Genomic DNA, 20,236 nt, shown 5'->3' with positions numbered 1-20,236 from the left:
GCGGCTGACGCCGTGCGGCCGATCCGTGCCTGCGGCAGGTGCGGATCGGTGCAGGACCGGCCATGGCGGATGCCCCGCGCTGCGCGCGCATTGCGCGCAGCGCGCCTCGCCGCGACACCCGACGCCGTGGCGCCGGCCTCCCGCCGGCCGGGAGGGAACCCGTGCGCGCGATCGATGCCGAGCACTATCTGATGGATGTCACGCTGAAGCAGGACCGCGTGGCCTCGATGCAGGCCTGGCCGTATTCGCTGCCGGCGGTGCGCAACCTCGGCCTGCTGCGCTTCCATCCCAAGGTGACCTTCATCGTCGGCGAGAACGGCAGCGGCAAGTCGACCCTGCTGGAAGCGATCGCGGTGGTCTGGGGTTTCAATGCCGAGGGCGGAACCAGGAATTTCAACTTCAGCACGCTGGCCTCCAGTTCGCTCGCATCGGCCAGCAGCTGTTCGCCGCGCTCACCGCCGATCCACGGTTCGGTCACCGAGGTGATGCCGTTCCGGGCCGAGACGTTGTAGGTCAGGTAGTCCTCCGGCGACATGTTCTTTTTGCCGGTGGTGGGATCGCAGGCGGACAGCACGGTCGCGCACAGCGCGAGCAGGACGAGGTGGGGAGAGGTTTCAAGAGGAGTTCCTTGATGCGAACGAGATACCGGCCGGCGACCGGCACACGGTAACGAAAGGGCAAGGGAATCGACGCATGCGGCATGCCGGGGCGAGGCCGGCGTCATCTTCCTTGATGGGGGCAATGGCGGCAGTCCAAGCCGATGCGCGGCAGGTATAGCGCCGGCACAGTTGCCGCGCGTCGCCGTCACCTGCCCATGCAGCGGCGCCAGCGTTCGGCGACGCGCTGCGCGAACCAGGCGGTGGTGAGGGTGCGGGTGATCTTCGGGCTTTCCAGGGTGATGCCGGGCAGGATCGCGCGCGGCAGCGGCTTGCCGGCGCTGCGTTCGGCCAGCGCGAAGACCTGGCGGTAGAGCGCGGTGTCGCCGAAGTCGGCGGCGTTGCCGCGCTGCAGGGCGCGGCGGATCTCCTTGTCGCTCAGCGCCAGACGGGTGCCGAGGCGGCGCGCGGCGCGCTCGGTGGTGCCGGGCTGGTCGATGTCGCTGTCGGGGATCAACAAGTCGCCGTCCAGCGCCAGGGACGTGCCGCTGGCCTTCGCCAAGGCCGCCTGGAACGCCGCGTTGCGGCTGGCGTACCAGCCGGCGTTGAAGTCGGCGAAGCGGTACAGCAGCGCGTCGTAGTCGCTCGGGTAGCCGAGCAGATGGCGGGTGCCGAACCACACGCCGCCGCGGCGGCCGAACACCTCGTGGCGCACGGTGTCCTGCAACGGATACGGATAGCCGTCGGTATGCGCTTCGGCGAAGGCGACGCTCACCTGCATCGGCCCGCCGGTGTGCACCGGGTTCAGTCCGCCGAACAGGCGCTGGCCCAGCGGCACGCTGCCGGCGAAGTCCTCGAAGATGCCGCTCAGTTCCTGCTCGGTGCGCGCGCTGGCGATGCGCTCGCCGTAGCTGCGGCCGTTCGGCGACTTCAATGCCAGCGCCGCGTCGAGCATGAACGCGGGAACATGCAATGCGGACGCGCGGCGCAGTCGCCGCACGCGCCATCCTACAGTCCAGCGTCGTGCTTCATGTCCGACGCAATCCGTCGTTCGCGGGCGCTGCCTCTGCCGCTCGCTCTTCATCGAACCCGATGACATGCGCCGCGAACCCGACCTGGCCCTGGGCGACCTGCGGCCGCAGCGTCAGCTCCGGGATGGCGTAGTCGCCGCCGTTCTGCTTGCGGAACGCGATCGGCGCGGCGCTCCACAGGGTGTCCAGGCGCTGGCCGAGCGTGTCGCGGATCTGTGCGAACCGATCCGCGTCCATGCGGCTGCTGCGATAGACCACGAACGGCGGCAGCACGTCGAAGCCGGGGTAGTGCAGGATGCCGTGCTGGATCGGGAACAGCACCTCGTCGATCGGGCCGTTGATGCCGCGCGGCGCGTAGTGCGATTCCCAGCCGCCGGTGGTGACGATCAGCATCGCGCGCTTGCCGGCCAGCGTGCCCTCGCCATAGCGGTCGCCCCAGCGCGCGTCGGAATGTTCGCCGACGCCGTAGGCGAAGCCATAGGCATAGACGCGGTCCACCCAGCCTTTCAGGATCGCCGGCATCGAGAACCACCACAGCGGAAACTGCAGCAGCACGGCGTCGGCCCAGCGCAGCTTGGCCTGCTCGGCGGCGATATCGGCGCGCTGGCGGCCATTGGCGAAGGCGCGTTTGGAGTCCAGCGACGGATCGAAGCGATCGCCGGCCGCGCCGTCCAGGCTGTCCTGCGCATCGAGCGCCGGCTTCCACTGCATCGCGTACAGGTCCGACACCTGCACCTGGTGCCCGGCGGCCTGCAGGCGTTGCACGGCGACGTCCTTGAGCGCGCCGTTGAGCGATGTGGATTCGGGATGGGCATGGACCAGCAGGACGTTCATGGGCGATCTCGGCGATTGGGATGCGCCAAGGTAGGTCGCGGCCCGCTATAGTGGAAATGAATTACGGGAATTGCAGCTATAGCCATGCTTAATTTCGGACGCCTGGACCTGAATCTGCTGCTGACCCTGGACGCGCTGCTCGCCGAGCACAACGTGACCCGCGCCGCCGAGCGCCTGCACCTGTCGCAGCCCTCGGTCAGCGTGCACCTGGCGAAATTGCGCGAGGCGCTGGACGATCCGCTGCTGCTGCCGGGGCCGCGCGGCATGCGCCCGACCGCGCGTGCCGATGCCTTGCGCGCGCCGCTGCGGCAGGCGCTGGAGGCGCTGCAGCGTGCGGTGGCGGCGGATGCGTCGTTCGATCCCGCGCAGGCGGGCAACAGCTGGCGCGTGGCCGCGACCGACTACGGCGAATCGACCATCCTGCTGCCGGCGCTGGCGGCGCTGCGCAGCGCGGCGCCGGGCACGCGGCTGGCGGTGCTGGAAATGGCGCCGTTGCAGATCGCGCGCCAGGCCGAGCAGGGCGAGATCGACCTGGCCCTGCACACCCGCGACGGCGCGCCGCCGAACCTGCGCCAGCGCACGCTGTTCGCCGAGCGCTATGTGCTGGCCGGCCGCGCCGGGCATCCGCGGCTGCAGCGGCGGCCGACGCTGGCGCAGTTCTGCAAGCTCGAACACGTGATCGTGTCGCCGGACGGCGGCGGGTTCAGCGGCGTCACCGACGCGGCGCTGCACGCGCGCGGGCTGCAGCGCCGGGTGGTGCTGTCGGTGCCGCATTTCCTGTTCGTCATCGACGCGCTGCTGCGGACCGATCTGGTGGCGATGCTGCCGGAGCGGTTGGTGCGCGCGCATCCCGGGCTGAAGGTGTGCGCGCCGCCGGTGCCCGTGGCCGGCTACGAAATGGCCATGCTCTGGCACGAGCGCGTGCATCGCGATCCGGCGCATCGCTGGTTGCGCGAGCAGATCGCCGCTTCGGTGTGAGGATCGATTGTTGTTGGCGTTCTTTCGGCGGTTTGTGTGCTGTGGAGCTGTGCCGGGTCATCGGTCGCGATGGGGTGCCTGTCGCGGCTGAAGCCTCCTACAAGGGGGCGGCTAGTTGGAGGGGTCGCGCTGTAGGAGGGGCTCAACTCCGAGCTTTTTGCCGATGTTGTCGGGGTCATTGCGCGTGTCGCATCGATGACGCGGCCGCTCCTGCAGGTGCCTGCAGCCGAGTCGGCATGACCTAGCGACGCGTCGCCAGCACCCCATCCAGCGCCAGGTCTGCGCGGAAGCCGGCCTTCTCCAGGCGCTTGGCCACCTCGCGCGGCACGTCGCGGCCGCTGGTCAGTTTGTTCGGGCTGCCGGTGTAGTGGAACAGCCGCCCGCCGCGGCGCAGGACCCGCGCGAGCTGGTCGTAGAACGCCTGCGAATACAGTTCGCCGGCGATGCCGAAGCGCGGCGGGTCGTGCAGCAGCGCATCCATCGAATCGCTGGCGATGGTGCCGATGGCCTGGCCGACGTCGGCGTGCGCCAGCTGCAGGCGCCCCTCGCTGGCGACTGGATCCGGCGACCACGGGTTGAGCGTGCGCAGCCACAGCACGTCGGCGTTCTTCTCGAACGAGTGCAGCTGCGCCACCCCGGCCTCCAGCGCGCAGGCGGCGAAATAGCCCAGCCCGCCGCAGGTGTCGAGCACCCGCTTGCCGCGCGGTTCGATCAGCGCGACCTTGCGCCGCGCGTCCTCGAACGGGGACAGCTGCGCGCTGGGCAGCATCTTGATGCCGTCGATCTCGAAGGTCGGCGCGCCCCATTCGGTCGGCACCAGCTTGATCAGCGCGCCGCCGAAGCGCGACACCGGCGCGAAGTCTTCGCCGTCCCAGTGGTAGATCGTGCGGTCCTTGAGCCTGGACGGATACGGATACGCCTGCCCGCGCCACTGCCAGCTGTCCGCAGCGAGCACGGCCTGTCCTTCGCTGCGCTGCAGGTCCAGCGACCCGGTCCAGGTGGCGGCGCCGCCATCGCGGGCGGCAAGCAGCGCGTCGGCGAGCGGGCGGGTCAGCAGGGGGCCGGAGAAAGGGGTCACGTCGAGGGAGGCGATGCGCCAGCGCGCGCTGCGCGAGGCCGGGTCGTCGAGATGGGGGAGGGCATCGTAACCGAGGCCCGGTGCGAAGTCGTGCGCTGGCGCGGCCGCGGCGTGCCAGGCTGCGGTCCTCGGCATACGCCGCTTGCTGCCGCATGGGCAACGACGGCGCAGTCCGCACAGCGCCGCGTGGCGCGTGCGCGTGCTGGCTGCGGCGCGTTGTCATGGTGGCCCTGGCGGCGCCGCCGCATAATGGCGTTGTCCTCTCTCCCCAATGGCCGACGCCGCTCGCGGCGCCAGCTGCCAGGATCCGCGATGCTCAAAGGTGTGCTGCTCGGTTTCGCCTGCTATGCCGCCTATTCGATCAGCGATGCGTTCGTGAAGGGCCTGGAGGGCACGCTGCCGGCGTACGAGGTGGTGTTCTTCGGCGCGTTGCTGATGCTCGCCGCGCTGCCGTTCCTGAAGAAGCGCGGCGACCGCTGGCGCGAGGTGGTGGTGGCGCAGCGCCCCAGCATCTGGCTGTTGCGCGCGTTCACCGGCGCGGTCGGCAATCTGTCGGCGGTCACCGCGTTCACGCTGTTGCCGATGGCCGAGGCGTTCGCGCTGATTTTCCTGATGCCGATCTTCGTCACCGTGCTGTCGGTGCTGCTGCTCAAGGAGGAGGTGCGCTGGCGGCGCTGGCTGGCGGTGATCGTCGGCTTCATCGGCGTGCTGATCGTGTTGCGGCCCGGCTTCCGGCACCTGGGCGAGGGCCATGTCGCGGCCATCGTCTGCGGCCTGGTCGGGGCGATCTCGGTGATCAGCCTGCGCATGGCCGGGCCGGGCGAGAAGCGCCTGACCCTGTACGGCGCCGGCGTGCTCGGCCCGTTGCTGATGGGCGCGCTGCTGATGTTGCCGATCTTCGTGTGGCCGACCTGGCAGCAATGGGTGCTGCTCGCCGGCTATGGCCTGCTCGCTGGGCTGGCGGCGATCTTCCTGATGTACTCGTCGCGGCTGGCGCCGGTCAGCGCGGTGGCGCCGACCCAGTACAGCCAGATGCTGTGGGCGATCGGCTTCGGCTACTGGCTGTTCCACGACCACCTGGACTGGCCGATGCTGGTCGGCATCGCGCTGATCCTGGGCGCAGGGCTGTTCACCCTGGTGCGCGAGGAAAAGGTCACGCAATGGTGGCGCCGCACCAAGATCGTCTGAAGCGCCGGCGCCCGGGCGTGGCGCGGCTTGTGCCGATTTCCGCGCGCAACGCGGGCGCAGCGCTCTGGCGCGTGCGCGTGGCATCTTCTATGTTGTCGGATCGTCCCCGCCGATGGCCGCACCCATGTCCGACCCGTCCGCCCAGCCCGACCATCTCAAGCGCAGCCTGTCCAACCGCCACCTGCAGCTGATCGCGATCGGCGGCGCCATCGGTACCGGCCTGTTCATGGGCTCGGGCAAGACCATCAGCCTGGCCGGGCCGTCGATCCTGTTCGTGTACCTGATCATCGGCGCGATGCTGTTCTTCGTGATGCGGGCGATGGGCGAGCTGCTGCTGTCGAACCTGGAGTACAAGTCGTTCATCGACTTCTCCACCGACCTGCTCGGGCCCTGGGCCGGGTTCTTCTGCGGCTGGACCTACTGGTTCTGCTGGATCATCACCGCCATCGCCGACGTGATCGCGATCGCCGCCTATGCGCAGTTCTGGTTCCCCGGCCTGGCGCCGTGGATCCCGGCGATGCTGTGCGTGCTGTTGCTGCTGAGCCTGAACCTGGTGACGGTGAAGCTGTTCGGCGAAATGGAATTCTGGTTCGCGCTGATCAAGATCGTGGCCATCTGCGCGTTGATCCTCACCGGCGCCGGGCTGGTGGCCTGGGGCTTCCAGTCGCCGTCCGGGCATGTGGCGGCGCTGGCCAATCTGTGGAACGACGGCGGCATGTTCCCGATGGGCATCGGCGGCTTCTTCGCCGGTTTCCAGATCGCGGTGTTCGCCTTCGTCGGCATCGAGCTGGTCGGCACCACCGCCGCGGAGACCGCCGACCCGCAGCGCAACCTGCCCAAGGCGATCAATTCGATCCCGGTGCGGATCCTGGTGTTCTACGTGCTGGCGCTGATCGCGATCATGGCGGTGACGCCGTGGCGCGAGGTGGTGCCGGGCAAGAGCCCGTTCGTGGAGTTGTTCGTGCTGGCCGGGGTACCGGCCGCGGCCAGCCTGATCAATTTCGTGGTGCTGACCTCGGCCACCTCCTCGGCCAACAGCGGCATCTTCTCCACCAGCCGCATGCTCTACGGCCTGGCCGAGGAGCGGCATGCGCCGCGCGGTTTCGCCCGGCTGTCGCGCGCGGCGGTGCCGGCGCGCGGGCTGCTGTTCTCCTGCGCGTGCCTGCTCGGCGGCACGCTGCTGGTGTACCTGATCCCGAACCTGGTCACCGCCTTCACCCTGGTCACCACGCTGGCCGCGGTGCTGTTCATGTTCGTCTGGTCGCTGATCCTGTGCGCGTACATCGCCTACCGGCGCAAGCGCCCGCAGCTGCATGCGGCCTCGGCGTTCAAGATGCCCGGCGGGGTGCTCATGTGCTACGTGTGCCTGGCGTTCTTCGCCTTCGTGCTGGCGCTGCTGACGCTGCAGGACGACACCCGGCAGGCGTTGCTGGCCAGTCCGGTCTGGTTCCTGCTGCTGGGCGTGGGCTATGCGTTGAAGCGCCGCGGTGGCGTGCGCGCCTGAGTTGCGGCAGCGTGGCGAGGGCCGGCCGTAGCGCGGCGATGGCGCCGTTCGGTGCGGTGTCGCGGCGTTGGCGGCCGCGGCGCGTGCCTGCGCTGTTGACGTTCGCTTCAGCCGCGGCGGAGGATGCTCGCGCCCTCCCGCCATCGAGCCGATCCCGATGATCACGATCCACCGCATTGCCGGAACCTCCGCGCAACCGTTCTGCTGGGTGGACCTGTGCCAGCCCAGCCGCGAGGAACTGGCCGAGGCCGACCAGCGCGTGGGTTTTGCGCTGCCCACGCGGGCGGCGATCGGCGAGATCGAGTTCAGCAGCCGGGTCCGCATCGAGGGCGATGTGCTGTTCCTCAATGTGCCGCGCTTCCAGGACGACGACGGCCCGACCGCGCCGCTGGGGTTTGCGTTGTCGCCGCGGATGCTGGTGACCCAGCGCGAGCAGCGCATGGGCTCGCTGGAGGCGGTGGCCGCGCAACTGGAAAAGAGCCCGTGCCGGAGCAGCGACGATCTGCTGCTGCGCCTGCTCGATCAGGTGGTCGGCCGCCTGGCCGACCGGCTGGAAGCCCTGGAAGCGGAGATCACCGAAACCACCCGGATGGCGTTCGACGAACCGCACACCTCGCGCGATCTGGAGCGGATGCTGCACGCGGTCGGCGGCATGGGCCGGCGGCTGGGCGGCATGCACAACGCGGGGCAGGGCCTGTTGCGCCTGGCCACCTACCTGGACGGCGCCGCGCCGGACTGGTTCGGCGCCGATGCGGCCAAGCGCATCGGTCTGCTGCACAAGGACCTGGTCACCCTGGGCGAGTTCGAGCAGCACCTGGACGACCGTGTCGAGTTCCTGCTCGACAGCGTGCTGGGCATGATCAACATGGACCAGAACAACGTGATGAAGGTGATGGCGGTGGCGTCGGTGGTGGGCATTCCGCCGACCGTGCTGGTCGGCATCTGGGGCATGAACTTCGCGCACATGCCCGAGCTCAAGTGGCACGACGCCTACTACTGGGCGCTGGGCGTGATCGCGCTGAGCGTGGTGTTGCCGCTGGCGTGGTTCCGCCGCCGCGGCTGGGTGTGAGCGCGGCGGCGGCCGTCGGCGGTCGCCGTCCCTAAGCGGCGAGGCTGTCCGCTTCGACGTCCGCCTCGCTGTCGCTGCGCTCTTCGCCGCTGACGTGCTGCACCGGCGCGATGTCCCAGGACACCGTGTCCGGATCGATCAGTGCATGGATCGCGGCGCCTTGCAGGTCGCGCATCAGCCGCCGCGCCGAGGCGGTGCCGTGCGCCACGCTGTCCCACAGCAGCATGTCGACCACGGTGCCGTCGCGGCGCCGCGCGATGCGCCGCGAGCGGAAGCCGGGCTGGCCTTGCAGCCAGGCATCGACCTCGGCGTTGGCGCGCAGGAAGGTGCGCCAGGTGCAGTCCTGCAGGCGGAAGGTGGTGATTTCCAGGGCTTCGCTATGCGCTTGCATCGGCTCAGCCCTGCGCTTTGCGCGGCGCGGCACAGTGGTGGGAAAGGGCGCGGCAGGGCGTGGCGGCGGCGCTCGGCGTGCAGGTGGGGGAGGAGGGAAGCAGGATGGGCATGGGAGCACTCCGGTAGACGCGGCGGGGGATCCGGCCTGCACAGGATGCGAGCGCGGTGCCGTGGCGCGTTATCGCGATCCCGCGGAATTCTTGTCCGATCCTGCAAACCGTGTCGCAGCCGCGACCGCACCGTCGCAGCATCAGGCAAGCTGTCGCTCTCCCCATCTCCCGCCACCGCGCCTTACGCCGATGACCGCGCTTGCCGACTGCTATCAAGAAATGGCCGCCCTGGTTGCCCGATTGGCCGTCCCCGACGGCGATGGCGACACGGCCATCGAGGGCCTGTTCTGTTCGCACCGTACCGCACCGTCGCCCAAGACGCATACCGCGCAATGGCCGTGCTTCGCGCTGGTGGTGCAGGGCGAGAAGTGCCTGAGCCTGGGCACGGAGGAATACCGCTACGGCGTCGGCACCTATCTGCTGGTGGCGCTGGACCTGCCGGTGGTGTCGCGGATCACCCAGGCCAGCCCGGAGCAGCCGCTGCTGGGCATGGGCATGGCGATCCGCCCGGACCGGCTGCGCGACCTGCTCGAACGCATTCCGCTGCCGGCGCAGGCCAGCGCCGATTGCGTGCGTGGCGTGTCGGTCAATACGGCCGGCCCGGAGTTGCTGGACGCGACCCTGCGCATGCTCAAGCTGCTCGAACGGCCCGACGATATCGCCGCGATGGCGCCGCTGATCGAGCAGGAAATCCTGTATCGCCTGCTGACCGGCCCGTGCGGACCGAACCTGCTGCGCATCGCGCAGGAGGACAGCCCCAGCAACCGCATCGCCAAGGCGATCGCGTGGTTGCGCCAGCACTACGCCGAACCGATACGGATCGAGGACCTGGCGCGACAGGTGAACATGAGCGCGTCTTCGCTGCACCACCATTTCAACGCGGTGACCGCGATGACCCCGCTGCAATACCAGAAGCAGCTGCGCCTGCGCGAGGCGCGGCGGCTGATGGTGGTGGAGCGGATGGACGTGGGCTCGGCCGGCTATCGCGTCGGCTATCAGAGTCCGTCGCAGTTCAGCCGCGAATACAGCCGCCTGTACGGCCGTTCGCCGCGCCACGACCTGGCCGAACAGCTCGGCCTGAGTGGCTGATCGCGCCGGCGTGCTCTATCGTGCCCGGCCCGAGTGCATGCCGAGGCCGCTGCGATGGAAGGTTCCGACGAGACCGCTAGCAGGTTCCTGAGCTGGGTGCTGCGGCACCAGCCGCAGGCGATCGGATTGCAGCTCGATGCGCAGGGGTGGGCGCCGATCGATGCGCTGCTGCGGCTTGCCCAGCCCACCCATCGGCTGACCCGCGCGCAACTGCAGCGGGTGGTGGCGCACAGCGACAACCAGCGTTTCGCGATCGGTGCCGATGGCCTGCGCATCCGCGCCAACCAGGGGCATTCGCTGCCGGTGGACCTGGACCTTGCATCCGTGGAGCCGCCGCCGCAGCTGTACCACGGCACTGCGACCCGCTTTTTGGACGCGATCGGCCGCGACGGGTTGCTGCCGGGCCAGCGCCAGCACGTGCACCTGTCGGTGTCGGCGGACACGGCGTTGCAGGTCGGGCAGCGCCATGGACGGGCCGTGTTGCTGACGGTGCGCGCGCAGGCCATGGCCGCGGCCGGGCATGCGTTCCATCGCGCCGACACGGCGTCTGGCTGACCGCGCAGGTGCCGGTGGCGTTCATCGATTTCGCAGGCGCGGTCGCTTAGGGCGTCGGGTGCTGGCTGCCACGAACGCAAGCGCTTCCCTGCGCCGCGGGCTTTGTCTAAGGTGCCTGACCATTCGTCGCACGGGCAGGGCATGAGAAAGACCGGGGTATGGCTGCTGTTGCTGGCGTTGCTATCGCTCGCGGTGTTCGCGTGGTGGCGTAGCGAGCGTTCGCACATCGCAGTGCGTGCGACCAACGTGCCCGCGCCGACGCCGCTGGGCTGGCTGGCGCAGCTGCAGTGGGTGGCCGGCGACGGCGTGCGCGGCCTGGCCGACGGCGCCGCGGCGCACGCACGCTTCGCCGATCCCTACGGCATCGCGGTCGATGCGCATGGCGTGCTGTACGTGGCCGATGCCGGCGACAACAACCGCATTCGCCGCATCGGCCGCGACGGCACGGTCGCCACCGTTGCCGGCGGCGCCGAAGGCTTCGCCGACGGCATCGCCAGTGCGGCGCGCTTCGCCACACCATCGGGCATCGCCGTGGACGCGGCGGGCACGCTGTACATCGCCGATACCGGCAACCATGCGATCCGCAAGCTCAGCGCACAGGGCGTGGTGACGACGCTGGCCGGCGACGGCACGGCCGGTTTCCGCGATGGCCCGGCCGCGCAGGCGCGCTTCAACGGCCCGATGGGCGTGGCGGTCGATGCGCAGGGGCGCGTCTACGTCGCCGACACCTACAACGACCGCATCCGCGTGATCGAGCGCGACGGCCAGGTGCGCACGCTCGCCGGCGGCGAACGCCCCGGCTATGCCGATGGCATGGGCGCCGAAGCGCGCTTCGATACGCCGACCGACCTGAAAGTGGATCGCGCCGGCGTGCTGTGGATCGCCGACCTGCGCAACGACGCGATCCGCCAGCTGCTGCCGGACGGGCGGGTGGTCACCCTGGCCGGCGCCAGCGAGGCGTCGCCGCTGGCGCGGCCGCTGAGCCTGGGGCTGACCTTCGACGGCCACGGCTACGTCGGCAGCGACGACGGCCGCGTGCTGCAGGTCACCTCGACCGGGCACGTGCTGGTGCTGTCCGGCGAGCGCAGCGACACCCGCCTGGCGCGTCCGGCCGGCGTGACCGTGGCCGCGGACGGCGCGGTCTATGTCACCGATGCGGGCAGCGCGCGGGTGCACCGGCTGCTGCCGACCACGCCGCAGGCCGCCGCCGCGGCCGCGCCCGTGGTGATCGGTCCCGCCGCCGCACAACCGCTGCCGGTCACCCACGGCCGCTGGCCGCTGCGCCCGCAGGACGGCTGGCACGAGGTGGTCGGCACGCTCGGCGAGGTGCGCGGCAACTACCAGGGCGAGAGCCGCGACCATCTGCATGCGGGCCTGGATATCCGCGGCGATGTCGGGCAGACGGTCTACGCCATCGCCGATGCCAAGGTCGCCAGCCCCGGCGCGACCTGGGCGCTGGGCAAGCCCGGCGAAGGCCTGGCGCTGGACCAGCTCGGCTACATCCACATGCGCGTGGGCCGCACCGCGCAGGGCGCGCCGCTGGACCCGCAGCGCTTCCACCTGCTCGCCGACGACAGCGGCGCGCCGGAACGGGTGCGCGTGCTGCGCGGCACCCGCTTCGCCGCCGGCGACGCGCTGGGCACGATCAACGCGATGGCGCATGTGCATTTGAGCGTCGGCGCCAGCGGCTTCGAACGCAATGCGGTGCTGCTCGGCTTCCGCGACTATGCCGATCACTCCCCGCCGCAGATCCAGCGCATCGACCTGTTCGACGGCAACGGCCAGGCGCTGCCGGCGACGCAAGGACGGGTGCGGGTGGCGCGCGGCAACGGCGGCGTGCAGATCGTGGTGGAGGCCTGGGACCAGGTGGACCGCAACCTGCCGCGCCGGCGCCTGGGTCTGTATGCGCTGGGCTACGAAGTGCTTGATGCGCAAGGCCGGCCGCTGCCCGGTGCCGCGCCGGCGCAGCCGAGCATCCAGTTCGACCGCATGCCCGCCGATGCCGATGCGGTGAAGGTGGCGTACGCCGCCGACAGCGGCATCACCGTGCACGGCAGCGCCACGACCCGCTTCCGCTACCTGGTGACCAACACCGTGCGCGACGGCCGCATCGCCGAAGGACGATGGCAGCCGAGCGCGCTTCCCGCGGGCGCCTACCTGATCCGCATCACCGCCAGCGACTACAGCGGCAACCAGGCCACGGCCAATCGTGACCTGCGGGTGACGCTGGAGTAGGCGCACGGCACCGCGGCGAGATGCGCGCGCGACACGTTGAGCCAGCTGCAGAGGCGCGTTCCGGAGCCGATGCTCTTGTCGATCTGCAGGCATGCGCCCCTTGTGGGAGCGACTTCAGTCGCGACGGGCGTTACCGATAAAGCCTGTCGCGACTGAAGTCGCTCCCACAACGCTGCGCTGGCTTCCAATACCTGCGCGGTGCATGTCCTGGCACGGTCATCGCGCGCGGAGAACGCCAGTTGCGTCGTCGGCACAACGGCGATCGCCAGCGCTCATGCCTAATGCAGCTGCTTGAGCCGTTCGACGATTTCTTCGGCGCGGCGGCCGACCAGGCCGTCGGACGTGCCCCAGGCGCCGGTATTGGTCGACGCGACATCGAAACGCGCCGCGGTCTTGCCATCTGCACCGGCGACCTCGACCCTGCTCTTGATCTTGTCGCGCCCGGCCATGATGCCGGCCCAGAAACGCGCACCGTTGCTGTGCATGTAGGAATGGTCGATGGTGATCGTCATCTTGCGCGCGTCGGCACTGCCCTCGGCGCCGCGCAGATGCGCCGCGTCCCGTTTGTCGTCGAGCTGGCGCTGGAACATGCCCAGGCTTTCGGCGCCGCTGTCTTCGCTGCCTTTGACCTGGTACCAGTAGGTTTCCGGCGCCGCGGCCTTGTAGCTCTGGCGCACCACGCTATTGGTCGAGCCCCCGGCCACCAGCATCACGCTCGCCAACGCGGGCGCGCTCCATCCGTTCTTCATGATGTCCCCTTGTCGATGTGCTTTTCTGCCGGGGCGATCGCCGCCGGCGTCGGCCGCATGGCGTCTTGCAGATGGGAGCGCGGCGGACTGCGCATGCATGGCAGGCGCCACGCAATGCAGCGGCGGCCGAGGCGCCGCCCGCGACGGAAACGCTAGTCCGCCGCATCTCCCAACCACGGCGCCTGCGCCTTGCGGTACTCGCCGCTGGCCTTGCTCAGGTGCAGCCACTGGTCCACGTAGGCCTTCCAGGCCATGTCCCCGCGCGGCAGCAGGAACGCCTTTTCGCTGTACTGCAGCGGCTGGTGCGGGTTCACCGCGCACAGGCCGGGCATGCGGCGCTGCTGGAAGCGCGCTTCGGAGGCGTCGGTGATCATCACGTCGGCGCGGCCTTCGCGCAGTTCGCGGAAGATCGTGGTGTTGTCGTCGGACAGGGTCAGCCGCGCCTGCGGCAGTTCGCGGCGGGCGAAGGCTTCGTTGGTGCCGCCGCGCGGTTCGATCACCCGCACCTCGGCGCGGTCGATCTGGGCGAGGTCGCGATAGCGCTGCTGGTCGGCGCAGCGCACCAGCGGGATCTTGCCGTCCACGTCGAGCACGGCGCTGAACCAGGCGTGGCGCTGCCGCGGCAGCGACACCGAGATGCCGCCGACGGCGATGTCGCAGCGATCGGCGAGCAGATCCGGCAGCAGCGTCGCCCAGCGCGTGGGCACCCAGGTCACCGGCACCTCCAGGCTGGCCGCCAGCGATTGCGCCAGGGCGATGTCGATGCCTTCGTAGGCGCCGTCCGCGCGCAGCAGGCTGTAGGGCAGGTAGTCGCCGGTGGTGCACACGCGCAGCTTGCCGCGCTGCGCGATGCTGTCCAGGTGCGACGGCGCGGCAGTGGCCGGCAGCGCCGCGGCGGCGCTCAGCAGGCAGGCGCCCAGCCATCGGATCGTGGCGTGCTTCATGGCTGATCGGTTTTCACGACGGGGCGTTCTCCAAACCAGGGATGCCGGCGCGCGTTGGCTGTACGCCGGCTGTCGCGGCAGCGGCGCCGGCCACCTTAGCCGGTTTCCTCGCGGCATGGCGCAGCGTCAAGCGTGGCAGGGGTTTTGCACCCGCAGTCCGGCGGCCGGTGGTGGTGCATGACGGCATTGGACGCCGATTGACACGTTGCGGCACAGGAACTCACGGCACCATAGCGGAGTCCGGAGACAATCCTCCGGTGGACGCATACCTCGCTATGGAATCCCGATCGTCGTGACGTCTGCGCCTGCGGAAGACCGGCTGCTGCGCCTGGGCGCGGCCGCCACCACCTTGCTGATCCTGCTGTTGCTGGGCCGCCTGCTGTTGATCGCGCCGGCGGCGGCGCCGCCGCGCGTCCACGACGCGATGCGGCTGGTGTTCGTGCCGCGCCCGGTACCGGTCGCCGCGCAGCCGGCGCCACCGCAGGCTGCCCGGTCCGCGCCGCATGCCGCGCCACGGCGCGCGCCGGCCGCCGCGCGGGCGGCGCAGGCGCCGCTGCCGCCACCGACCCGCAGCGCCGCCGCCGTGGCCACGCAGGCGGCGCCGATGAGCGCCACGCTGTACACCCGCGACGGCAGCGCGCGGCTGCCGGACGGCGTGGCGGTGGACCCGTTCGCCGAGGCGCAAGGCACCCCGCCGGGCACCACCAATCCGCGCGACCTGGCCAAGGCCAAGCGCATGTTCGAGCGTCCGAACCCGATCGACTACCGTTCCACCCGTTTCGAGAAGGACTGGGCCACCAGCGGCACCCTGGGCGATGCGGCGGTGCAGGGCATCGGCGATGCGATGAAGAAGTTGCTGCCCAAGAGCACCCACCAGTCGGCGGTGGCGCGGCCGCCGCCGGACGTGCGCTTCAATCCGGCCTTGTACGAGCGCCCGGGCGATCTCGGCAGCGAGGCCACCGGCGACGCCTACAAGGCCGCGCCGATCGCGTTGGAAAAGGCGCCGGGCCTGGACGGCGAGGCCAGCCGCCGCATCCGCAAGGCGATCGGCGAACTGGAGCAGCGCCGTGCGGCCTGCCCGGCGGCGCAGCGCCGCCGCCTGCTGCAGCCGGTGCTGGACAATCTGGAGGACCTGCAGCGCGTGGAAAACGCCATGGCCCACGGTGCCGACCCGATCCTGGCGCAGCAGACCCTGCCGCGCGCCGCCGACAGCGCCTACGACCTGGCGCGGCGCGCGCTGTGGTACGCCGACCAGAAACTGGCGGCCTGCGCGCCGTAGGAATTCTCTGGTTGCCGCGCTCCCTTTAGGAGCGGTTCCAACCGCGACGAACGGGGTGTTCGAGCGATCCGACCCGGGAAGCAGTCGGGACTGAAGTCCCTCCCACAGTGCACCCGGCCAGTTCGCCGCAAGTCTGCTGTGGGAGCGACTCTGGGTGGCCTGGGCCATCAGTCGCGACGAACGGAGTGGGGAACGGCAAAGGCTTCGGCTGTCGCGGCTGATGCCGCTCCTGCAACGGTGCGCGTCAAAACGAGGGTGCTGGCCGATCCTCACCCGCGCCGACGCCCGGTGCGCGATGATGCGCGCCCTGCCTCGCCACGCGCGGTCGCTGTCCCATGCCCTTGTCCCGAACGCTGCTGAGCCTGCTGCTGTGCTGCGGCGTCGTCGCCGGCGCGCAGGCGCGCACGGTGTACCGCTGCGTGCGCGACGGCACGGTCAGCCTGGCGACCGCGCCGGAGCCGGGCTCGCGCTGCACGCCGAAGGAACTGGACGATGCCGCGATCGCCACGCCCAACCTGTGGGGCAGCATGGGCGTGTTCAGCGGCACCTTGTACGAGCGCGAGCAGGACGGGCGCCTGGTGTATTCCACGCGCAACCTGCCCGGCTCGCGCCCGTACCTGCGCTTCACCGCGGTCACCCCGCCGGGCGAGGCGGCGCATCCGGGACTAGGCAAGGTCGGCGCGCCGCAGTTGAACATGCACGCCAGGCAATTCCGCGCCGCGGCGCGCGCCACCGGCGTGGACGATCCGTGGCTGCGCGCGATCGCGCACGCCGAAAGCGGCTTCGATGCGGCCGCCGTGTCGCCGAAAGGCGCGCAGGGCGTGATGCAGCTGATGCCCGAGGTGGCGAAGGAATACGGCGTGGCCGATCCGTTCGCCGCCGATCAGTCGATCGCCGGCGGCGCGCGCTACATGCAGTCGCTGTTGCGCCGCTACCAGGGCGACCGCACGCTCGCCGCGGCCGCCTACAACGCCGGCATCGGCACCGTGGCGCGCTATCGCGGCGTGCCGCCGTACGCGGAGACCGGCGAGTACATCGACAAGGTGATGGCGCTGTACCAGCGCTACCGCGAGGCGATGGGCATCAAGGCGGAAACGCCGGCGCAGTAGCGCCGGTCCGGGATCCCCGGCAGCAGGTCGGACGTTGCGCATCCGCCGCTTGCGATTGCTGGCCACGCAAGGCCGCGGCGCAGGCCAGGCCGTCCAGGCGCACTTCCAGCAGGTGCGGGCTTTCCAGTTCGAAGGCGTCGGCGAAGGCGTCCTTTTCGCGCGAGGCGGACAGGAATTCGGCCAGGGTGCGTACGCTCGTCTTCGATCCTTGGTCTGGGCAAGGGCCGCAGCACACCCGCCGGCCGGCGCCTCAGAGCGTGGCCGGTTCCGGCTGCCGCGCGTGCTGCGCGGCCGGCACCACCGCGGGGGCGGGCGCCTGTTTGGCATACAGATCCAGCAACAGCAGGGTCACGCCGTTGCTCCAGCCGAAGCCGTCCTGCAGCGCATATTCGCCGCCGCCGCCGCCGCCCTTGGCCTGGGCATCGACGCCGTACTTCTCCACCAGCTTGTGCTGTTGCGCGAACAGCGCCTGCACCCGCGCCAGGAAGCGGCTGCCGATGCGCTGCGCCAGCGCGTCCTGGCCGTAGCGGCGCAGGCCGTCCACCGCGATCCATTGCAGCGGCGCCCAGCCGTTGGGTTCGTCCCACTGCTGCCCGGTATGCAGGCGGGTGCTGGCCAGGCCGCCGGGACGCAGCAGCTGCGCCTGCACGGTGTCGGCGCTGCGCTTGGCGCGCGCCGGCGAGGCGATGCCGACGAACAGCGGATACAGCGCCGCGGCGGTGACCTGGTCGCGCAACCGCCGTTGCTGCCAGTCGTAGTCGGCGTAGTAGCCGGCATCGCTCCACAGGTGCTTGTCCATCGCGCTCTTGCGCGCGCTGGCCAGGGCCGCGTAGTCGGTGTCGCAGCCGGCCGCGCCGGGGTGCTTGTCGCAGGCCAGGGCCAGGGTCGTTTCGAGGTGGTAGAGCAGGCTGTTGAGATCGACCGGGACGATGGCGGTGGTGCGGATCGTGGCCAGGGTCTTGCGGTCGCCCAGCCAGCGGCTGGAATAGTCCCAGCCGCTCTCGGCGCCGGCGCGCAGGTCGCGGTAGACCTCGGCGGCGGGACGCTCCTTGGCCTGCGCGGCAGTGCGCACGTCGTGCAGCCAGGCTTCCGGACGCGGCGTGTCGCGCGCGTCCCAGTAGCGGTTGAGCAGGCTGCCGTCGGCCAGCCGCACCACGTGCGCCTGCGCGCTGCCCGGCGCCAGCGCCTGTGCGCCTTCCATCCAGTACGCGTATTCCTTCTGCAGTTGCGGCAGGTAGCGCGCGTAGGCGGCATCGCCTTCCACCCTGGCCTGCAGCTGCACCATGTGCGAGAAGAACGGCGGCTGCGAGCGGCTCAGGTAGTAGGTGCGGTTGCCGTTGGGGATGTGCCCGTAGGTGTCGATCAGGTAGGCGAAGTTGTCCAGCATCTGCCGGCTGCGCTCGGTCTCGCCGCTTTCGACCAGGCCGAGCATGGTGAAGTAAGAGTCCCAGTAGTAGACCTCGCGGAAGCGCCCGCCCGGCACCACGTACGGGTGCGGCAGCGACAGCAGGCTGCTGTGCGCCGGCACGTCCACCTGGCGCCGCACCAGCAGCGGCCACAGCGCGTCGATGTGTTCGCGCAGGCCGGTGTCCTGGCGGATCGCCTCGGTCTGCACCGGGCCGGATTCCTCGAAGTTGGCGGCGACGAAGCGGCGCAGGTCGAAGTCCGGCTGCTGGCGCTGGGCCAGGTAGTCGGCGTTGATCAGCGCCGGGTCGCGCAACGGCAGCGCGTCGACGAAATGCTTCTGGTCGTCGAACAGTTCCTGCTGCTGCACCGCCTGGAACAGTTCGGGATAGGCCAGGTCCGGGGTCAACGGCGCCGGTGCCGGCGTGGTCTGCATCGCGGTCGGGGCGAGCTGCGCCGAGGCGGTGTCGCAGCTGCCCAGCAGCAGGCCCAGCGACAGGCTCAGCAGCGGCGTGCAGCAAGGGGGAGCGGCATGGCTCATCTCGGGTCCAGAGCAGGATGCGTGCGGCATGGTAAACGACCGAAGCAGGAGGCGGGTGACTGGCGGCTGTGGCGGCCGCTTGCCGACGAAAGCAGCAGAAAGCGTGGAGCGATCCGGAACGGGGCACGACGCAGGCGGCCGATCTGGCGATATCGGCCATGGGCCGGCTGGCTTGAATCGGAGGGCGGGCTGTCGCGGCCTGCCTGCAGCGATGCAAGAGCGGGGCCAATCGCGCCCCGGCGCGGATGGCGCGGCGCGTCGGCCGTGCGGCCGGCGTCGCGGTTCGGGGGCCATCGGCCGGGTGGCGCCCGCTTGCCGAGGCGGCGCCCGCCGTCCCCCGCGCGCATGGGGGCGGGCATGTTCGCGGTGGACGGTTGGCCGGCTGCGGTTGCGGCTAGCGCGGCGAGTGCAGCCCGTTGAGCCAATGCCGATGTGGCCAATGCAGCCAGTCGGTGGCGCCTTGCCGCTCGCGGTGTCAGACGTCCGTGCCGACGCCAGCGGCGCGCAGCTGCGCCTGCAGCGTGGCGGCGTTGTCGAGGGCGTGGCCCAGCGCGGTGTTGTCGAAGATCACCCAGGCTTCGCCTGCCGGTGGCGTGGCGGCGATGACGCGTTCGGCCAGCTGTTGCAGGACGTCCTCCTGGTAGTCGCTGTAGTAGATGCGCGGTGCGCCGTGCCAGCGCCAGTAGGCCGGCGCCGCGGCGCCGGCGGGCTGCGCGGCGCCGGCGTTGAGGGCCGGATCGGCGGCGACGCGGGCGACGCCGTGGCGCTGCCACAGCGCCTCGGCGCGCGCGCAGAACCAGCTGGCGTGGCGCGGCTCGCAGGCGATGCCGCCGTGCCAGCGGCGCCGCAGCAGGGCGAAGAAGGTGGCGGCGGTGCGCGCATCGAAGGCCAGGCTCGGCGGCAGCTGCACCAGCAGGCAGCCGAGCCTGTCGCGCAGATGGCCGACTTCAGCAAGGAAGGTTTGCAACAGCGGCGCTACGCCGGACAGGCGTGCGTCGTGGGTGATCGTGCGCGGCAACTTGGCCGAGAAGCGGAAATCCGCCGGCACGCTGTCGGCCCAGCGCTGGTAGGTGCTCGCGCGGTGGGCGCGGTAGAACGTGGAGTTGATCTCGACCGCGTCCAAGCGGGTGGCATAGCGCGCCAGCTGGCTGGCGCCGTCGCCGAGCAGCGCGCGCTGGGTGCGGGCGATCGACCAGCCGGCGCAGCCGACGCGGATGCGTGGCACGGCGTTGGCGCTGGGGGGCGAAGCGGTCGGCATCGGGCGCATGGCAGCAGGACGGATGCCCGGGATAGCAAGCGCTGCAGACAGGGGCCGTGAAGGGAGAAGCGGGCGGGGCCCGCTCGCCATGTGCATGCAGCTCGGGACGATGCGACGGTCGGCAGCGCGCTTGTGCGCGTGCCTGTAGCGCGAGACTGTGGATCGGGCAGCGTGTGGACCATTGCGCCGGCGTGTCGTGACGCGACGCCGAAACGTTTCGGCGCGGCGGGCGATGCGCCCGCATGCCTGCATGCCTCACGCATGGCCGGGACCTCCCGGCCATGCGCGTGCG

Annotated in this window: 16 protein-coding genes and 2 pseudogenes; 10 read left to right on the top strand and 8 right to left on the bottom strand. The window is 70.7% G+C overall.

Annotated features, from left to right (window positions below; translation table 11 throughout):
• Positions 1-161 precede the first annotated feature (161 nt).
• Positions 162-512, top strand: a complete 351-nt coding sequence (locus tag NRY95_20080) for an AAA family ATPase (protein UYC15957.1) — start codon at positions 162-164, stop codon at positions 510-512.
• A 292-nt stretch (positions 513-804) separates the two neighbouring features.
• On the opposite strand, the pseudogene NRY95_20075 reads toward NRY95_20080, so the two are convergent.
• Positions 805-1,584 (bottom strand): annotated as a pseudogene (locus NRY95_20075) (DUF1615 domain-containing protein).
• 40 nt (positions 1,585-1,624) lie between these two features.
• Positions 1,625-2,461: an NAD(P)H-dependent oxidoreductase gene (locus tag NRY95_20070; GenBank protein ID UYC15956.1), complete on the bottom strand. Its 837-nt coding sequence runs from the start codon at positions 2,459-2,461 to the stop codon at positions 1,625-1,627.
• An 84-nt stretch (positions 2,462-2,545) separates the two neighbouring features.
• Here NRY95_20070 and NRY95_20065 point away from each other — a divergent pair, with 84 nt between their 5' ends.
• Positions 2,546-3,439 (top strand): LysR family transcriptional regulator, encoded by an 894-nt coding sequence (locus NRY95_20065; protein UYC15955.1) that lies wholly within the window; start codon positions 2,546-2,548, stop codon positions 3,437-3,439.
• A 241-nt stretch (positions 3,440-3,680) separates the two neighbouring features.
• On the opposite strand, the gene NRY95_20060 is transcribed toward NRY95_20065, so the two are convergent.
• Positions 3,681-4,517 (bottom strand): SAM-dependent methyltransferase, encoded by an 837-nt coding sequence (locus NRY95_20060; protein ID UYC18650.1) that lies wholly within the window; start codon positions 4,515-4,517, stop codon positions 3,681-3,683.
• A gap of 312 nt (positions 4,518-4,829) precedes the next feature.
• Here NRY95_20060 and NRY95_20055 point away from each other — a divergent pair, with 312 nt between their 5' ends.
• The 3 genes from NRY95_20055 to NRY95_20045 all read left to right on the top strand — a co-directional run bounded on the left by NRY95_20055 (position 4,830) and on the right by NRY95_20045 (position 8,278).
• Positions 4,830-5,705 (top strand): DMT family transporter, encoded by an 876-nt coding sequence (locus tag NRY95_20055; protein ID UYC15954.1) that lies wholly within the window; start codon positions 4,830-4,832, stop codon positions 5,703-5,705.
• Between the two features lie 124 nt (positions 5,706-5,829).
• Positions 5,830-7,209: a D-serine/D-alanine/glycine transporter gene (gene cycA / locus NRY95_20050; protein ID UYC15953.1), complete on the top strand. Its 1,380-nt coding sequence runs from the start codon at positions 5,830-5,832 to the stop codon at positions 7,207-7,209.
• A 157-nt stretch (positions 7,210-7,366) separates the two neighbouring features.
• Complete coding sequence (locus NRY95_20045) at positions 7,367-8,278, top strand: magnesium transporter (GenBank protein UYC15952.1); 912 nt, start codon at positions 7,367-7,369, stop codon at positions 8,276-8,278.
• Positions 8,279-8,309: 31 nt separating this feature from the next.
• On the opposite strand, the gene NRY95_20040 is transcribed toward NRY95_20045, so the two are convergent.
• Positions 8,310-8,669, bottom strand: a complete 360-nt coding sequence (locus NRY95_20040; protein UYC15951.1) for a hypothetical protein — start codon at positions 8,667-8,669, stop codon at positions 8,310-8,312.
• A gap of 331 nt (positions 8,670-9,000) precedes the next feature.
• Between NRY95_20040 and NRY95_20035 the strand changes: the two genes are divergently transcribed.
• The 3 genes and pseudogenes from NRY95_20035 (at position 9,001) to NRY95_20025 (ending at position 12,660) form a co-directional block, all read left to right on the top strand.
• The gene (locus tag NRY95_20035; protein UYC15950.1) at positions 9,001-9,870 is read left to right on the top strand and encodes an AraC family transcriptional regulator; all 870 of its coding nucleotides are present in this window, start codon (positions 9,001-9,003) and stop codon (positions 9,868-9,870) included.
• 54 nt (positions 9,871-9,924) lie between these two features.
• Positions 9,925-10,475, top strand: a pseudogene (locus NRY95_20030) (RNA 2'-phosphotransferase).
• A 91-nt stretch (positions 10,476-10,566) separates the two neighbouring features.
• The gene (locus NRY95_20025; protein ID UYC15949.1) at positions 10,567-12,660 is read left to right on the top strand and encodes an NHL repeat-containing protein; all 2,094 of its coding nucleotides are present in this window, start codon (positions 10,567-10,569) and stop codon (positions 12,658-12,660) included.
• 278 nt (positions 12,661-12,938) lie between these two features.
• On the opposite strand, the gene NRY95_20020 is transcribed toward NRY95_20025, so the two are convergent.
• Positions 12,939-13,409 carry a hypothetical protein gene (locus NRY95_20020; GenBank protein UYC15948.1) on the bottom strand — a complete coding sequence of 157 codons (471 nt, stop codon included), beginning with the start codon at positions 13,407-13,409 and terminating at the stop codon, positions 12,939-12,941.
• Between the two features lie 152 nt (positions 13,410-13,561).
• Complete coding sequence (locus tag NRY95_20015; protein ID UYC15947.1) at positions 13,562-14,353, bottom strand: transporter substrate-binding domain-containing protein; 792 nt, start codon at positions 14,351-14,353, stop codon at positions 13,562-13,564.
• 292 nt (positions 14,354-14,645) lie between these two features.
• Between NRY95_20015 and NRY95_20010 the strand changes: the two genes are divergently transcribed.
• Entirely contained in the window at positions 14,646-15,632 is a 987-nt protein-coding gene (locus tag NRY95_20010; protein ID UYC15946.1) for a hypothetical protein, read from the top strand.
• Positions 15,633-15,967: 335 nt separating this feature from the next.
• Positions 15,968-16,741 (top strand): lytic transglycosylase domain-containing protein, encoded by a 774-nt coding sequence (locus NRY95_20005; GenBank protein ID UYC15945.1) that lies wholly within the window; start codon positions 15,968-15,970, stop codon positions 16,739-16,741.
• A 250-nt stretch (positions 16,742-16,991) separates the two neighbouring features.
• On the opposite strand, the gene treA is transcribed toward NRY95_20005, so the two are convergent.
• Complete coding sequence (gene treA / locus NRY95_20000; GenBank protein UYC15944.1) at positions 16,992-18,686, bottom strand: alpha,alpha-trehalase TreA; 1,695 nt, start codon at positions 18,684-18,686, stop codon at positions 16,992-16,994.
• Positions 18,687-19,161: 475 nt separating this feature from the next.
• Positions 19,162-19,944 carry a DUF72 domain-containing protein gene (locus tag NRY95_19995; GenBank protein ID UYC15943.1) on the bottom strand — a complete coding sequence of 261 codons (783 nt, stop codon included), beginning with the start codon at positions 19,942-19,944 and terminating at the stop codon, positions 19,162-19,164.
• Positions 19,945-20,236 lie beyond the last annotated feature (292 nt).

It is taken from the genome of Xanthomonas campestris pv. phormiicola (assembly GCA_025666215.1).
Taxonomy (GTDB): domain Bacteria; phylum Pseudomonadota; class Gammaproteobacteria; order Xanthomonadales; family Xanthomonadaceae; genus Xanthomonas_A; species Xanthomonas_A campestris_A.
This window is presented reverse-complemented; position numbering and strand designations above follow the sequence as displayed.

What these genes read in the sequence shown, in the direction of transcription:
- NRY95_20025 (UYC15949.1), top strand. Translation starts at nt 10,567, where the DNA reads ATGAGAAAGACCGGGGTATGGCTGCTGTTGCTGGCGTTGCTATCGCTC.
- NRY95_20055 (UYC15954.1), top strand. Translation starts at nt 4,830, where the DNA reads ATGCTCAAAGGTGTGCTGCTCGGTTTCGCCTGCTATGCCGCCTATTCG.
- NRY95_20065 (UYC15955.1), top strand. Translation starts at nt 2,546, where the DNA reads ATGCTTAATTTCGGACGCCTGGACCTGAATCTGCTGCTGACCCTGGAC.
- NRY95_20035 (UYC15950.1), top strand. Translation starts at nt 9,001, where the DNA reads ATGGCCGCCCTGGTTGCCCGATTGGCCGTCCCCGACGGCGATGGCGAC.
- NRY95_20040 (UYC15951.1), bottom strand. Translation starts at nt 8,669, where the DNA reads ATGCAAGCGCATAGCGAAGCCCTGGAAATCACCACCTTCCGCCTGCAG.
- treA (UYC15944.1), bottom strand. Translation starts at nt 18,686, where the DNA reads ATGAGCCATGCCGCTCCCCCTTGCTGCACGCCGCTGCTGAGCCTGTCG.
- cycA (UYC15953.1), top strand. Translation starts at nt 5,830, where the DNA reads ATGTCCGACCCGTCCGCCCAGCCCGACCATCTCAAGCGCAGCCTGTCC.
- NRY95_19995 (UYC15943.1), bottom strand. Translation starts at nt 19,944, where the DNA reads ATGCCGACCGCTTCGCCCCCCAGCGCCAACGCCGTGCCACGCATCCGC.
- NRY95_20015 (UYC15947.1), bottom strand. Translation starts at nt 14,353, where the DNA reads ATGAAGCACGCCACGATCCGATGGCTGGGCGCCTGCCTGCTGAGCGCC.
- NRY95_20005 (UYC15945.1), top strand. Translation starts at nt 15,968, where the DNA reads ATGCCCTTGTCCCGAACGCTGCTGAGCCTGCTGCTGTGCTGCGGCGTC.
- NRY95_20020 (UYC15948.1), bottom strand. Translation starts at nt 13,409, where the DNA reads ATGAAGAACGGATGGAGCGCGCCCGCGTTGGCGAGCGTGATGCTGGTG.
- NRY95_20070 (UYC15956.1), bottom strand. Translation starts at nt 2,461, where the DNA reads ATGAACGTCCTGCTGGTCCATGCCCATCCCGAATCCACATCGCTCAAC.
- NRY95_20045 (UYC15952.1), top strand. Translation starts at nt 7,367, where the DNA reads ATGATCACGATCCACCGCATTGCCGGAACCTCCGCGCAACCGTTCTGC.